This window comes from Sphingomonas sp. Leaf33 (assembly GCF_001421785.1).
Lineage (GTDB): Bacteria > Pseudomonadota > Alphaproteobacteria > Sphingomonadales > Sphingomonadaceae > Sphingomonas.
In genome coordinates this window covers 2,128,807-2,142,115 of sequence record NZ_LMLB01000001.1, presented here as the reverse complement: position 1 = coordinate 2,142,115, position 13,309 = coordinate 2,128,807, and the positions used below count along the sequence as shown (strand labels likewise).

The following is a 13,309-nucleotide window of genomic DNA, read 5'->3' as shown; positions in this document are numbered from 1 at the left end:
AGATTTCATGAAGACCAGCTACCCCGTCCTTCCGCTGCGCGACATCGTCGTGTTCCCGCACATGATCGTGCCGCTGTTCGTCGGCCGCGACAAATCGGTGGCGGCGCTCGAAGCCGCGATGGCGGACGACAAGGAAATCCTGCTGATCGCGCAGCTCGACCCGAGCGAGGACGATCCCGGCCGCGACGACCTGTACGACATCGGCGTCACCGCAGAAGTGATGCAGATGCTGAAACTCCCCGACGGCACCGTGCGCGTGCTGGTGTCGGGCAAGGTGCGCGCGAAGCTCGGCGAGCTCGACGAGAGCGGCGCCTTCCTGACCGCGAGCGTCCTGGCCGTAGAGGACGACGGATCGCTCGACGCCGCCGCGGCCGAGGTGCAGGACGCTGTTGCGGCGGTGACGCCCGAGGAGCTGAGCCCGGAATTCAAGGCGCTGATGCGTTCCGTCGTTGACCAGTTCGAGAATTACGCGAAGCTCAATCGCAAGCTGCCGGCCGAGACCGCGGTGCAGCTGGGCGAACTGGAGGACCCGTCGCGCCTGGCCGACGCGGTCGCCGGCAACCTGAGCCTCAAGGTCTCGGACAAGCAGTCGCTGCTGGTCGAGACCGACCCGCACAAGCGGCTGGAGATGGTCTTCGCCTTCATGGAGGGCGAGCTGGGCGTGCTGCAGGTCGAGAAGAAGATCCGCAGTCGCGTGAAGCGCCAGATGGAGAAGACGCAGCGCGAATATTACCTCAACGAACAGTTGAAGGCGATCCAGCGCGAGCTGGGCAACGAGGGCGAGGACGGTGAGGGTTCGGACGAGATCGCCGAACTGACGCAAAAGATCGCGACGCTGAAGCTCAGCAAGGAAGCACGGACCAAGGCGACCGCCGAGCTGAAGAAGCTCAAGACCATGGCGCCGATGAGCGCCGAGGCGACCGTCGTGCGCAACTATCTCGACGTGCTGCTGGGCCTGCCTTGGGGCAAGAAGAGCAAGGTCAAGAAGGACATCGCCGCCGCGCAGGGCATCCTCGACGAGGATCATTATGCGCTGGAAAAGGTGAAGGACCGGATCGTCGAATATCTCGCGGTCCAGGCGCGCACCAACAAACTGAAGGGCCCGATCCTGTGCCTCGTCGGTCCGCCGGGCGTCGGCAAGACCAGCCTCGGCAAGTCGATCGCCAAGGCGACGGGCCGCGAATTCATTCGCCAGTCGCTCGGCGGTGTGCGTGACGAGGCCGAGATTCGCGGGCATCGGCGCACCTATATCGGCAGTCTTCCCGGCAAGGTCGTGACCAACCTCAAGAAGGCGGGCACGTCGAACCCGCTGTTCCTGCTCGACGAGATCGACAAGCTCGGCCAGGACTTCCGGGGCGACCCCGCGTCGGCACTGCTCGAAGTGCTGGACCCGGAGCAGAACGGCAAATTCAACGACCATTATCTCGAGATCGACATCGACCTGTCGGACGTGATGTTCGTGACGACGGCGAACTCGCTGAACCTGCCGCAGCCGCTGCTCGACCGCATGGAGATCATCCGGCTGGAGGGGTATACCGAAGACGAGAAGGTCGAGATCGCGACGCGCCACCTGGTCGCCAAGCAGATCGAGGCGCACGGCCTGAAGGACGGCGAGTTCACGCTGACGACCGAAGGCCTGCGCGCGCTGATCCAGAAGTACACTCGCGAAGCGGGCGTCCGCACGCTGGAGCGCGAGATCGCCAAGCTCGCGCGTAAGGCACTGCGCCGCATCCTGGAGGGCAAGGCGACGAGCGTGACGGTCACGCCCGAGAACCTCCACGAGTTCGCCGGCGTCCAGAAATATCGCCATGGTCTCGGCGAGGAGGAGCATCAGATCGGTGCCGTCACCGGGCTCGCCTGGACCGAGGTCGGCGGCGAATTGCTGACGATCGAAAGCGTGACCGTGCCCGGCAAGGGCGCGATCAAGCTGACCGGCAAGCTGGGCGACGTGATGAAGGAATCGGCGGAGACGGCGATGAGCTTCGTCAAGGCGCGTGCGCCCTCCTACGGCATCAAGCCCAGCCTGTTCCTGCGCAAGGACATCCATGTCCACCTGCCCGAAGGTGCCGTGCCCAAGGATGGGCCGTCGGCGGGTATCGGTCTCGTCACCTCGATCGTCTCGACGCTGACCGGCGTCGCGGTGCGGCGCGAAGTGGCGATGACCGGCGAGGTTACGTTGCGCGGTCGCGTGCTGCCGATCGGGGGCTTGAAGGAAAAGCTGCTCGCGGCGCTGCGCGGCGGGATTACCACCGTGCTCATCCCGCACGAGAACGAAAAGGACCTGGTCGAAATTCCGCAGAATATCCGCGACGGGCTGGAGATCATTCCCGTGAAGCATGTCGATGAAGTGCTGCGCCTGGCACTGACCGATGAGCTGCACGCGATCGACTGGACCGATGCCGATGAACTCGCCGCCATGCCGCCGCCCGGCGTGCCGCCGATCAGCGACGCCGTTCATCATTAGTCAGGCATGATTCCGGCTCCGGTGGGCCGGGATCAGGCTGAATCCCTTTGACTCTGCCTGGGGAGCGCGGCTTACTGCCGCTCTTTCCGCAGCGGCAGGCTGCGATTGCGCGACAATGCGTCATTCAAACGGGGGTTTTCTACGCATGAACAAGCAGGAGCTGATCGGTCAGGTCGCCGAGGTATCGGGGCTTGGCAAGGGTGACGCGAGCAAGGCGGTCGAGGCCGTGTTCGACAGCATCTCGGCCGCGCTGAAGAAGGGCGACGAAGTGCGCCTGGTCGGGTTCGGCACCTTTTCGGTCAGCAAGCGCAAGGCCTCGACCGGCCGCAACCCGCGCACCGGTGAGCCGATGACGATCAAGGCGTCGTCGCAGCCCAAGTTCAAGGCCGGCAAGGTCCTGAAGGACTCGGTGAACTGAGCCGGAATTTGCGGGCTGGACAGGGGCGCAACAGCCCCGTAAAGGCCCGCTTCCGCCACGGAATGGGCGCGTAGCTCAGCGGTAGAGCACACCCTTCACACGGGTGGGGTCACAGGTTCAATCCCTGTCGCGCCCACCATTCCAGGCACGAAAAGCCCGCCGGTCACGTGATCGGCGGGCTTTTTCGTTCGGCGGCTCAGAAGGGAAAGAACACCCGGATTGCGGCGATCGCCGCCGCACCGCTGATGATGTTGAGCGGCAGGCCGACGCGGACGAAGTCCATGTAGCGATATCCCGCCATCTGATAGACGATGACGTTGGTCTGGTACCCGAACGGTGTCGCAAACGCCGCGCTCGCCGCCATCATCACCGCGACTAGAAACGGGCGGGGGCTGACCGACAGGCTTTCGGCGAGCGCGATGGCGACCGGCGTCACCATGACCGCCACGGTCGCGTTCGACAGCAGTTCGGTCAGCACCATCGTCGCGACGTAGAGCACGATCAGCGCCACCAGCGGGCTCAGACCGTCGACGCCGTCGATCAGCATTCGCGAGGCGACCGCGGCAAGCCCGCTTTCCTCCATCGCGATGCCGATGACGACCATCCCCGCGATCAGGATCAGTATTTCGGGGCGCAGGCCGCTGTAGGCCTCATCGGCGCTGATGACCTTCAGCAGGATCAGCAGGACTGCACCGGCAAAGGCGGTTGCCGCGATCGGCGCGACGCCCATCGTCGCCAGCAGGATCGCTCCGACGAATGTCGCCAGCGCAATGATCGCGCGCGCCGGCTGCAATGGCCGCTTCTCGGCGAACAGGTCCGCATCGCCCACCTGTGCGGTATTCATCCGGACATGGTCCACATCACGCGGTTCGCCGACGCGTTCGTCGTCGAGATGCCGGCCGAGCAGCCGCCCGCCGATCAGGAACAGGTATAGTCCTCCAACGATCGCCATCGGCAGGCCGACCGGCGTGATCTCGAAGATGCCGAAGCGCGCCTGCCCGCCGACGCTGGCCATGTCGTCGACCAGCAGGTTGGTCGACGTGCCAATCAGCGTGCAGCAGCCGGTCAGGATGGTGATGTAGGACAGCGGCATCAGATAGCGTTTGGGCGACTTGCCGATCGCGGTTGCGACATCGCGGACGACCGGCGCACCGAGCACGACGATGGGTGTCGAATTGAGGAAGCACGATACGCTGCCGATCATCGTGAGCAGCAGCCAGACACCCGTTGAGCCGAGGCGCTGGCACATCCGGACGGCCAGAGCGATGGCGCGGTCGAGCAGTCCCGACAGTTCGAGCGCGTAGGCGATGACGAACAGCGACGCGAGCGCGAGGATCGCGGGGCTGGCAAAGGCGCTCTGCACCTCGACCGGGCGGACGACACCGGCCATCAGCAGGACCGCGGCCCCCGACAGCGCGACGACGTCGGCGCGCACCTTGTCCCAGATAAGGGCCGTGACGACGGCGACGAGGACGACGAGCGTCAGGATCTGGTCGATCGTCATGCGGCCCCTTGCGTCCCCCTTCGTCGTGCGCCTGTCAACGCCCGCATTCGGGCAAATCGTCCGGCCGGGCATTTCGGGATGGAGGATGAGCGACGATTTGCTATCCTGCCGTCCATGCAGGAACCGAGCGTCAGGAAAAGCCGATTGGCGATCGCGGGCGGGTTCGCCCTGGTTGTCGCCGTGGGCGGTGCGGGCTTCGTCGTCGGCCGGTCGACGCAGTCGGCACGACAGGCGGCGCCGGCGCCCGTTGTCACGACGCCCGCGCCGAGCCTGAAGGCCGCTCCCGAGACGGTTGTGGAAACCAGCCGGCCATTGTCGCGTGCCGATCTGCTGGGGTTGGCGGCGGCGGCGGCCGACGCGCAGGCATCGGGCGGCACTGTGCCGAAAGCGGTGCGCGACGCCGCGGGACGGCCGTTCGACTTGGTCCTGCCGTTCGGCTGTGCGGGCCCTGGCGATTCGCTTAGCGGCTTGCCGATGGGCTGGCGCTACGACGACGGCAGCCAGGCGCTGAAGGTCACCGCGTCGCCGATCGCGTGGCGCGCGGAGGAATGGCAGGCGTCCTCTACTATGGGCGACGCGCTGGAAGGATTCTGGATCGCGCGCCCCTGGTCGACGGCGGAATCGTGTCCGCCCCAGGGACGACAGGCGATGCCCACCGGAGTCGATCCGATCACTCTCCCCGGGCAGACGGTCGCGATCGCGCGGCCGGTGACGAAAGATGAAAGCGGACGGGAAATGCGCGCGCCGCGATCCTATGACATCGTGCGTCGCGTACCGCGGGATCGGCTGGACACGTCGCAGGGCTTTCGTCTGCGCATCATCGGTCGCGTCGAAGCGTCTCCGGGGGGCGTGGCCCCGATAACCTGCGTCCAACCGGCCGGGATCGAACAGCGTCCGATCTGTCGCATCAACACCCGTATCGACGAGGTGCGAATCGAGAATGCTGCGACCAGCGACGTGCTGGGCGCTTGGCCAACCGCGGCGGCGGACTGATCCCGAAGGCGGACTCGCACCCGGTCCCATGTTCCAATCTTGCTGATACAGATTTAGACCGGGCACGCAGCTCGTCGATTCAGGTGCCGTCCGCACCGGTCGTCACACATCCGTAACATCATCGTCACTCCCGCGTCGCCAAACCACAACGCCCGCGTCACATCCGCACCCTAGCGCGCCTCTCGACGGCCGCAGGGGGGACCTGAGTCGGCCGCGGGGGGCATCCGCTTCCCCGGATTGTCGCACTTCACGCGAACCACGACACGGGAGACGTCATGCGCAAGTTCAACCGCCTCGGGCTCATGTTCCTTGGCTCCACCGCCGCCCTCGCGCTCGCCGGCTGCGATGGCGCCTCCAGCGTCGCGTCGCCGGGCGAAGGCACGATCGTGATCCCGGCGCCGACGCCTTCGCCGTCGCCCAGTTCGTCGACGCCCACCCCGACCGCCGGCACGCCGGCTGCATCGTGCCCGTCGGGCTTCAATGACGGCGGCGTCGTCGGTACCTATCGCGCCTGCCGCCTGCCGAGCCTGATCACCGGCACGCTGAGCCTGGCAAAGGTCGCGGGCGTCGCCTACGAGATCAACGGCCGTGTCGACGTGGGCGTGGACGCAGGCGGCGCCGGCACCGGCACGCAGATTGGCCTGCTGAACATCGCCGCTGGCGTGCTGATCTTTGCCAACACGACGAATTCGGACAACGACTTCCTGATCGTCAACCGCGGCAGCCGCATCAACGCGGAAGGCACCGAGACCCAGCCGATCGTCTTCACCGCGCAGCAGAACCTGACCGGCGGCGTGACCGATGAATCGCAAGGGCTGTGGGGCGGCGTCATCCTGGCCGGCCGTGCGCCCATCTCGAACTGCAACGCGACCGTCGCGGGCGGCAGCGTGAATTGCGAAAACGTCGTGGAGGGCACCGGCAACGCTCTGTACGGCGGCGCGACGGCCAACGACACCAGCGGCACGTTCCGCTATGTCCAGATCCGCTATTCGGGCACGATCATCAGCCCGAACAACGAGCTGCAGGGCCTGACGCTGGGCGGCGTCGGTTCGGGCACGACGATCGATCACGTCCAGGTCCACAATTCGTCGGACGACGGCATCGAAGTGTTCGGCGGCCGCGTGAACATGCGCTATCTGGTGCTGACCGGCGCCGACGACGACGGCCTGGATACCGATGTGGGCTGGCAGGGCCTGGTCCAGTTCGTGATCGCCGCGCAGAAGCCGAACAACACCCAGACCGATAACTATTCGACCGAGATCGATTCGAACGGCAACGAAGACGCGCTGCCGCGTCAGGATTACCGCTTGGCGAATTTCACCTTCATCGACACCTCGACCGCGACCAACGCGGCGATGCGCATCCGTGGCGGTGCCGATGTCACGATGGTGAACGGCATCGTCGTGTCGAACACGCCGTGTCTGAACATCGTCGCCGGTGAAACCTCGTCGACCGACAAGTCGACGGTCCGCGCCGCCAGCACGACGCTGCAGGACCGCGGGCCCCCGGTGTTCAACTCGATCTTCTTCGCCTGCACCGGCAGCCTGTCGACGACGACGACGGTCAACGGCATCACGGTCACGACCGCGGAGCAGGATGCGCTGGTCGCGGCCGGCAGCAGCAATTTCACGACCGGCACCGCGGCGACGGCACTGGAGAACGGCATCTACCCGACCGCCACGACGCTCGCGCGCCCGGCGTTCAACGCCGCGACGCTCAATCCGTCGGGCGGCTCGTTCCTGGTCCAGACCAGCTACATCGGCGCTGTTTCGGGTGCGAACGACACGTGGTTCCGCGGCTGGACCTGCAATTCCAATCGCGCGAACTTCGGCACCAGCAGCAGCGCCTGCACCGGCCTGCCGAGCTGATGACGCTTCCGGGGGCGTCCGTGCGGCGCCCCCGGGCCGCATCCTCCGCGACCTTTGCCGAAAGCTGACATCCATGAAGATCATCGCCCTCTGCCTCGCGAGCTCCGCGCTGGTGGCGCCCGCCGCTCTGGCGCAGACGACGACTCCGGCCGCACCGCCGGCCGCGACTCCGCCTGCCGCGCAGGACGACCAGCCCGCGCAGGAGACCGTCGAGACCTCGACGCCCGGTGCGGAGGCGATGGAGGACATCGTCGTCGTCGGCCGGCACATTCCCGACACCGTGCGCGCGACGCCGCAGGTCGTGTCCGTGCTGTCGGCCGAGGATATCGCGCGGACGGGTGAAGGCGACATCGCCGGCGCGCTCCAGCGCGTGACCGGCCTGTCGGTGGTCGGCAACGGCTTCGTCTATGTCCGGGGTCTGGGCGATCGCTATTCGAGCTCGCTGCTCAACGGATCGCCGCTGCCGAGCCCCGAGCCGTTGCGCCGCGTGGTGCCGCTCGACATCTTTCCGACCAACGTCATCGCCTCCAGCCTGGTCCAGAAGAGCTATTCGGCGAACTACCCCGGCGAATTCGGCGGCGGGGTCATCAACCTGACGACGCGGGCGGTGCCGGAGAAGCGCTTCCTCCAGATCGGGGGATCGGTCAGCGCCGATACGGTCACGACCAGCGAACTGGGCGTCGTGTACGACGGTGGTCGCTACGACTGGACCGGCTATGATTCGGGCGAGCGCACCGTGCCCGGCTTCATCAAGCGGGCGGGGGCCACCGGCGCATCGGTGACGAGTGCCGCGGACCTGATAACCCTGTCGAACGCACCGACCACGTTGCTGCTCCAGAACGCGCAACTGCCCGCAAACCTGTCAGGCGAGACGAGCTTCGGCGGTTCGGTCGACGTCGGCGGCGTGCGCCTCGGCCTGATCGGTGCGGCCGGCATCAACAACGGCTGGCGCACGCGCGATGCGGTGCAGCAGGTGACCGATGCGGCATCGGGCGCGCTGGTCCGCGATTTCCGCACGATCCTGACCGACAACCGCACGATCGTGAACGGCCTGCTGGGCTTCGGCGCCGAATTCGGCGACCAGAAGATCCGCTGGACCAACCTCTACATCCACGACACGTTGAAGCAGGGGCGGCTGGCGAAGGGCAGCACCAGCAACATCGGCGTGCTGGCGAACGGCATCCAGCCGTTCATCGAACAGAACACCAACTGGTTCGAACGCCAGTTGATCGACACCCAGCTGGTCGGCGAATTCAAGGTCAGCGACGTGAGCCTCGATCTGCGCGGCAGCTATGCCGAGACGCAGCGCAATTCGCCGTACGAGCGCGCCTTCACCTACCAGTACAACTCTGCCGCACGCGACTATGTGAACAATCTGTCGGGCCTGCAGAACGCCAGCGTCAACTTCTCGGAATTGAACGAAACGCTGTGGTCGGGGCAGGCCGATCTGTCGTACCGCCTGCCGGTCGGGCGGCCGGTGACGGTGTCGGGCGGCTATTACTATGCCGACACCGACCGCGACTCGACGCGCTACACGTTCCGCTACCAGCTGCCGGGCGGGGTTGCGCTCAATCCGGTCGCGGCGCAGCAGCGCCCCGATTTCCTACTGAGCGATTCGTCGATCCAGCGGTTCGGCATCGTGCTCCAGAACACCTCGACTGCGCTGGGGGCGGCCGCCTATGACGCCGAACTGACCGTCCACGCCGGCTATGGCCAGGTGGAGGCCGAGGTGATCGACGGCCTGCGCGCGAACGTGGGTGTCCGCTACGAAAAGGCGGACGAGCGGGTGACGACAGTCAACGGCACGCGCAACACGCTGCTGGTCAACGACTACTGGCTGCCCGCCGCGACGCTCACCTGGAATTTCGCCAGCGACATGCAGGTGCGCGCGCACGGATCGAAGACGATCGCGCGGCCTCAGTTCCGCGAGCTGGCGCCGCAGATCTATCAGGATTTCGAAAGCGATCGCCAGTTCTTCGGCAACCCGCTGCTGGTCGATTCGCAGCTGTGGAATGCCGAAGCACGCTACGAATGGTTCTTCGGCCGCGACCAGCGCTTCACGCTCGCGGGCTTCTTCAAGAAGATCGACAATCCGATCGAGGCGGTCGCGTTCTTCCCGGCCGGCACCGACAACCTCCAGACCGGCTTTGCCAACGCGCCGTCGGCCAAGCTGTACGGTGCGGAGGTCGAGGTCGCGAAGAAGTTCGACCTGATGCCGATCTTCGACACCGACTTCTTCTCAACGCGCCGCCTGCTGGTGATCGCGAACTACACCTACACGCATTCCCGCGTGTCGGCGGGGAACGAGCAGGTCGCAAGTCCGCTCCAGCCGACCAACGGCGCGGCGGTGTTCGTACCGTCGAACCTGATCTTCCGCGACGGCGCGCCGATGGTCGGCCAGTCGGATCATCTGGTGAATGTCCAGCTCGGCATCGAGGATTCGGCGTCGCTGTCGCAGTTCACCGTGCTGCTGAACTACGCCAGCGACCGCGTCACGAACCGTGGTCCGGTGGCAGCGGGCGGCGGTACGCGCCTGCCCGACCTGATCGAACGCCCCGGCTTCCGCCTCGATCTGGTCGCGCGCCAGGGCTTCACCATCCGCGGCGTCGAATTCGAGGCCAAGGCAGAGGCGCGCAACCTGACCGGCACCGGCTACCGTGAGTTCCAGGACTTCGGCAACGACCTGAAGGTGGACGTCAATCGCTACCGCCTGGGCCGCGTCTTCTCGCTGGGACTGAGCGCGAAGCTGTAAAAAATCCTCCCCGGCACGGGGAGGGGGACTGCCGGCGAAGCCGGCGGTGGAGGGGGCTCTCCGCACGGCCATCGCGTGCGGAGAGCCCCTCCGTCAGTGCTCCAACTGCCACCTCCCCGTACCGGGGAGGATGATGCGGTCACCGCGGCCAGGGCCGTTCGCGGAACCACTTGGTGATGACGTACTTCACCCCCGTTCGCACCTTCATCCCGTGGTGGAGCGTGGACGGGTTTACGCGGCCGTCCGCGCGCAGGTTGTTCCACGCCAGCAGCTTGCCGGCCTCGGGATGGACGATCTTGTCGATCGCCTTGAACCGCGTCGCGCCGCCGGCCTCGACATCGTTCAGATAGATCATGACGGTCCACGTCCGCTGCCCCGACACGGTGCAATATTTGGCGAAATCGACACCTGACGGCTCGAAATAATCGGTGTGCGCCTTGAATTCTTGGCCCACCGCATAGCGCTGGCCCTGCATCGGCTCACCATAGTGCGGATCAAGCCCGGTCAGCGCGGTGATGCGACGGTCGATCTCGACCACGTCCGCGTCGTCATAGGGCAGGTCGCAGGTTTCGCTGGTGCGGAAGGCGTCGTCGCCGTTGTAGTCCGAGACGGTAGACGGGCGGCGGTTGGCGTCGATCTGCGCGACGATGCGCTCGCACAGAGCGGGCTCCAGGAAATCCTTACGGATGAACATCGCGAGCTTCGGGCTCGGCACGCGCTGGACCCGTGGGTCGGCCAGCAGGTGCGCGACGACGGGTTCGGACGGAAAGCCGGAGCCATCCGCTGGCTGGGCGACGGAGGCGGCGGGGGCGGTCGACATGCGCGGCCTTGTGCCAAAGCGTGGCCTACGATGCCAGAGGCGCTTGATCGATCGCGAAAGGGCGGCTAAGCGCCACCCCACACGGCGGTTGTAGCTCAGTTGGTTAGAGCATCGGTTTGTGGTACCGAGGGTCGCGGGTTCAAGTCCCGTCATCCGCCCCAATTTCCCGTCAGAATCTCCGCCGGGCCCGAAAAGGCTGGCGTCGAGCGGCCGGAAACATTATTGCGCGCGCCAGATATTTCCTAACCTGCCGCGGAGCCGCCACACATGAGCGCTGTCTGGGACCTGCCCGATTTCGACGAGCACGAAGGCGTGCATCTGATTCGCGAACCGAAGAGCGGGCTGACCGCCGTCATCGCTGTCCATTCGACCGCGCTCGGGCCGGCAGCCGGCGGCGTACGCTTCTGGCACTATGCCGATAACGAGAAGGCGATCACCGACGCGCTGCGCCTGTCGCGGGGCATGAGCTACAAGAACGCGATGGCGGATTTGCCGCTGGGCGGTGGCAAGGGCGTCGTGCTGGCGCCGGAACGCGGCGCGACGATAACCGAGGACCAGCTGCTGGCGTTCGGCGACGCGGTCGAATCGCTTGGCGGCAAGTACGTCACTGCCGAGGACGTCGGCATGTCGGAGGAGCGGATGAAGGTCATCGCGACCCGCACCCGTCACGTCTCGGGCTTGCCGGTCGCCGAAGGCGGCGCGGGCGGCGATCCCGGGCCGTTCACCGCGATGGGCGTGTATCTGGGCGTCAAGGCAGCGGCGAAGCGCGCGCTGGGCGTCGATTCGATGCAGGGCGTACGCGTCGCGATCCAAGGCATCGGCAGCGTCGGCGGCGGGCTCGCCAAGCTGCTGGCAAAGGACGGCGCGGTCCTGACCATCGCCGACGTCAATGCCGATCGCGCGCAGGCGCTGGGCGCGGAACTGGGCGCCGAGGTCGTATCGACCGACACGGTGCTGGCGACCGAATGCGACATCGTCAGCCCGAACGCACTGGGTGCGATCCTCGACGAAACGTCGATCGCCGCGCTGGATTGCAAGGCGGTCGCGGGCGGCGCCAACAACCAGCTGAAGCAGGCGTCGCACGGCAAGCTGCTGGCCGACCGCGGCATCCTGTATGCGCCTGACTATGTCATCAACGCCGGCGGCATCATCAACGTCGGGCTGGAGTATCTGGGGCAGGGCGACCGTGCCGAGGTCGAGGCCCGCATCGCCCGCATCCCCGACCGGTTGGCCCAGGTGTGGGACGAGGCGGACCGCACCGGCCAGCCGTCGAGCGACGTCGCCGATGCGATCGCGCGTCGCCTGATCGGGCGCGGATAAACCCTGATCGCGTGCGTCACGTCGGATCGGTCCTCGGTGCCAGCAGCGCCGTCAGCCCCGACGTGATGCAGGCCTTCAAATCCGCCACGCTCGCCGCCTTTTCGTGACACGCGATCGAGACGGAGCAGGCGGCGGTGTCGAGCGCGGCGTCGCCGCTCGAGCGTTTGTATCGACAAACTAGCCGGCCACGTCGCCGCTTGAGCACGATATCCAAGTTCGCGAGCTTGCGTGCAGTCACGACGACGTCGTCGACCGGCGGATCGGCGGTCTGAATTAGCGCGAGCGCGGCCAGGACAAGGATCATCGACGTCCGATGGTCCGGATCACCCGGACACCGAGATGGTCGATCCCCGGGTTCACCTCGTTGAAGATCTGGCGGTGGCTGTGGTGTTCCCACACGGCCTCGACCGCCCAGCGCGGGGTCAGCCGCACGCCGATCGAGGCGTTGGGGTTGAACAGCAGCCGCGATCCGAAGCCGACTCGCGTCGTCTCGATGTCGTAGCGGCGCAAGGCTTCGGCATTGGAAATTCCGGGTTGGAACGGGTCGGGCGTAAAGCGATAGCCGTCGTGGATCGTCACGCCGATGCCGACCTGACCGTAGAGCCGGTCGTTCAGCGCATGCTGTCGCCACTCCGCACCGACGCTGGCGAAGCTGGTCCGCCCGGCGGTGCTGATCTGTGCCTTCGCCACCAGCCGCGGCTTCAGCAGAAAACGCAGCGGCGCGGTGCGATAGAGCAGCTGGACGTCGACAGTCCCATTTTCCCCACTGTCGGCGTAGAAGGTGCCCGGCGGTGGGGCATCGAACGTCAGTTGTTCGCCCAGCGGGTGGAAGTTGGCGCCGTGGACGAACGCCCCGACCCCGATCTCCGGCCCCGACACGCCGCGAACTTGCGCGACCGCCGGCATCGAGACGAGCGCCATCGCGGCGCAGACCACGCTTTTCACACCGATCACTGGAATTCTCCCACCCCGGTGCCTGTCGCAACCGAAGGGTTTGATGTAAGTTGGCAATGAATTTCTGTCAAACAGAAAGAATATCATGTCGAACGGGTATCACTTGCCATTACGCAAAGCGCGGCTGTGTCGGGTCGCAGGCGGCTTATTCCTGCTGTTCGCGGTCGCGAACGTCCTCTCGCTCGCTCTGTGGCTACGCGGGCCGGCGCCGCACAC

The 13,309-nt window shown here is 66.3% G+C and carries 10 protein-coding genes and 2 tRNA genes; 8 read left to right on the top strand and 4 right to left on the bottom strand.

From position 1 onward, the window contains the following. The first annotated feature begins 7 nt into the window (after positions 1 to 7). The 3 genes from lon to ASE86_RS10425 all read left to right on the top strand — a co-directional run bounded on the left by lon (position 8) and on the right by ASE86_RS10425 (position 3,021). Positions 8 to 2,464: an endopeptidase La gene (lon, locus tag ASE86_RS10435; protein WP_056425628.1), complete on the top strand. Its 2,457-nt coding sequence runs from the start codon at positions 8 to 10 to the stop codon at positions 2,462 to 2,464. A 145-nt stretch (positions 2,465 to 2,609) separates the two neighbouring features. Continuing rightward, positions 2,610 to 2,882 carry an HU family DNA-binding protein gene (locus ASE86_RS10430; protein ID WP_056425625.1) on the top strand — a complete coding sequence of 91 codons (273 nt, stop codon included), beginning with the start codon at positions 2,610 to 2,612 and terminating at the stop codon, positions 2,880 to 2,882. Between the two features lie 64 nt (positions 2,883 to 2,946). Continuing rightward, positions 2,947 to 3,021, top strand: a tRNA-Val gene (locus ASE86_RS10425). 57 nt (positions 3,022 to 3,078) lie between these two features. Here the strand turns inward: ASE86_RS10425 and ASE86_RS10420 are convergent. Then, positions 3,079 to 4,386 carry an SLC13 family permease gene (locus tag ASE86_RS10420; protein WP_056425622.1) on the bottom strand — a complete coding sequence of 436 codons (1,308 nt, stop codon included), beginning with the start codon at positions 4,384 to 4,386 and terminating at the stop codon, positions 3,079 to 3,081. 114 nt (positions 4,387 to 4,500) lie between these two features. Between ASE86_RS10420 and ASE86_RS10415 the strand changes: the two genes are divergently transcribed. From ASE86_RS10415 to ASE86_RS10405, 3 genes are all read left to right on the top strand, one after another. After that, positions 4,501 to 5,379 (top strand): hypothetical protein, encoded by an 879-nt coding sequence (locus ASE86_RS10415; RefSeq protein WP_056425619.1) that lies wholly within the window; start codon positions 4,501 to 4,503, stop codon positions 5,377 to 5,379. 275 nt (positions 5,380 to 5,654) lie between these two features. Continuing rightward, positions 5,655 to 7,247: a hypothetical protein gene (locus ASE86_RS10410; RefSeq protein ID WP_056425616.1), complete on the top strand. Its 1,593-nt coding sequence runs from the start codon at positions 5,655 to 5,657 to the stop codon at positions 7,245 to 7,247. A gap of 73 nt (positions 7,248 to 7,320) precedes the next feature. Next, positions 7,321 to 9,999, top strand: a complete 2,679-nt coding sequence (locus ASE86_RS10405) for a TonB-dependent receptor domain-containing protein (protein ID WP_056425614.1) — start codon at positions 7,321 to 7,323, stop codon at positions 9,997 to 9,999. 139 nt (positions 10,000 to 10,138) lie between these two features. Here ASE86_RS10405 and ASE86_RS10400 read toward each other — a convergent pair whose 3' ends face one another. Continuing rightward, a complete protein-coding gene (locus ASE86_RS10400; RefSeq protein ID WP_056425612.1) occupies positions 10,139 to 10,819 on the bottom strand; it encodes a prolyl hydroxylase family protein in 681 nt (226 codons plus the stop codon). Between the two features lie 84 nt (positions 10,820 to 10,903). Between ASE86_RS10400 and ASE86_RS10395 the strand changes: the two genes are divergently transcribed. Together ASE86_RS10395 and ASE86_RS10390 are read left to right on the top strand one after the other, a co-directional pair. Then, positions 10,904 to 10,980, top strand: a tRNA-His gene (locus ASE86_RS10395). 106 nt (positions 10,981 to 11,086) lie between these two features. After that, positions 11,087 to 12,139 carry a Leu/Phe/Val dehydrogenase gene (locus tag ASE86_RS10390; RefSeq protein ID WP_056425607.1) on the top strand — a complete coding sequence of 351 codons (1,053 nt, stop codon included), beginning with the start codon at positions 11,087 to 11,089 and terminating at the stop codon, positions 12,137 to 12,139. A 16-nt stretch (positions 12,140 to 12,155) separates the two neighbouring features. On the opposite strand, the gene ASE86_RS10385 is transcribed toward ASE86_RS10390, so the two are convergent. Next, the gene (locus tag ASE86_RS10385; protein ID WP_056425601.1) at positions 12,156 to 12,443 is read right to left on the bottom strand and encodes a hypothetical protein; all 288 of its coding nucleotides are present in this window, start codon (positions 12,441 to 12,443) and stop codon (positions 12,156 to 12,158) included. Continuing rightward, positions 12,440 to 13,093: an acyloxyacyl hydrolase gene (locus ASE86_RS10380; protein ID WP_235524040.1), complete on the bottom strand. Its 654-nt coding sequence runs from the start codon at positions 13,091 to 13,093 to the stop codon at positions 12,440 to 12,442. Before ASE86_RS10380 ends, ASE86_RS10385 begins: the two co-directional genes overlap by 4 nt. Between the last annotated feature and the right edge of the window lie 216 nt (positions 13,094 to 13,309).

Coding starts and splice junctions, on each gene's coding strand:
- ASE86_RS10385 (WP_056425601.1), bottom strand. CDS start 12,443: ATGATCCTTGTCCTGGCCGCGCTCGCGCTAATTCAGACCGCCGATCCG.
- ASE86_RS10430 (WP_056425625.1), top strand. CDS start 2,610: ATGAACAAGCAGGAGCTGATCGGTCAGGTCGCCGAGGTATCGGGGCTT.
- ASE86_RS10405 (WP_056425614.1), top strand. CDS start 7,321: ATGAAGATCATCGCCCTCTGCCTCGCGAGCTCCGCGCTGGTGGCGCCC.
- ASE86_RS10415 (WP_056425619.1), top strand. CDS start 4,501: ATGCAGGAACCGAGCGTCAGGAAAAGCCGATTGGCGATCGCGGGCGGG.
- ASE86_RS10400 (WP_056425612.1), bottom strand. CDS start 10,819: ATGTCGACCGCCCCCGCCGCCTCCGTCGCCCAGCCAGCGGATGGCTCC.
- ASE86_RS10390 (WP_056425607.1), top strand. CDS start 11,087: ATGAGCGCTGTCTGGGACCTGCCCGATTTCGACGAGCACGAAGGCGTG.
- ASE86_RS10410 (WP_056425616.1), top strand. CDS start 5,655: ATGCGCAAGTTCAACCGCCTCGGGCTCATGTTCCTTGGCTCCACCGCC.
- lon (WP_056425628.1), top strand. CDS start 8: ATGAAGACCAGCTACCCCGTCCTTCCGCTGCGCGACATCGTCGTGTTC.
- ASE86_RS10420 (WP_056425622.1), bottom strand. CDS start 4,386: ATGACGATCGACCAGATCCTGACGCTCGTCGTCCTCGTCGCCGTCGTC.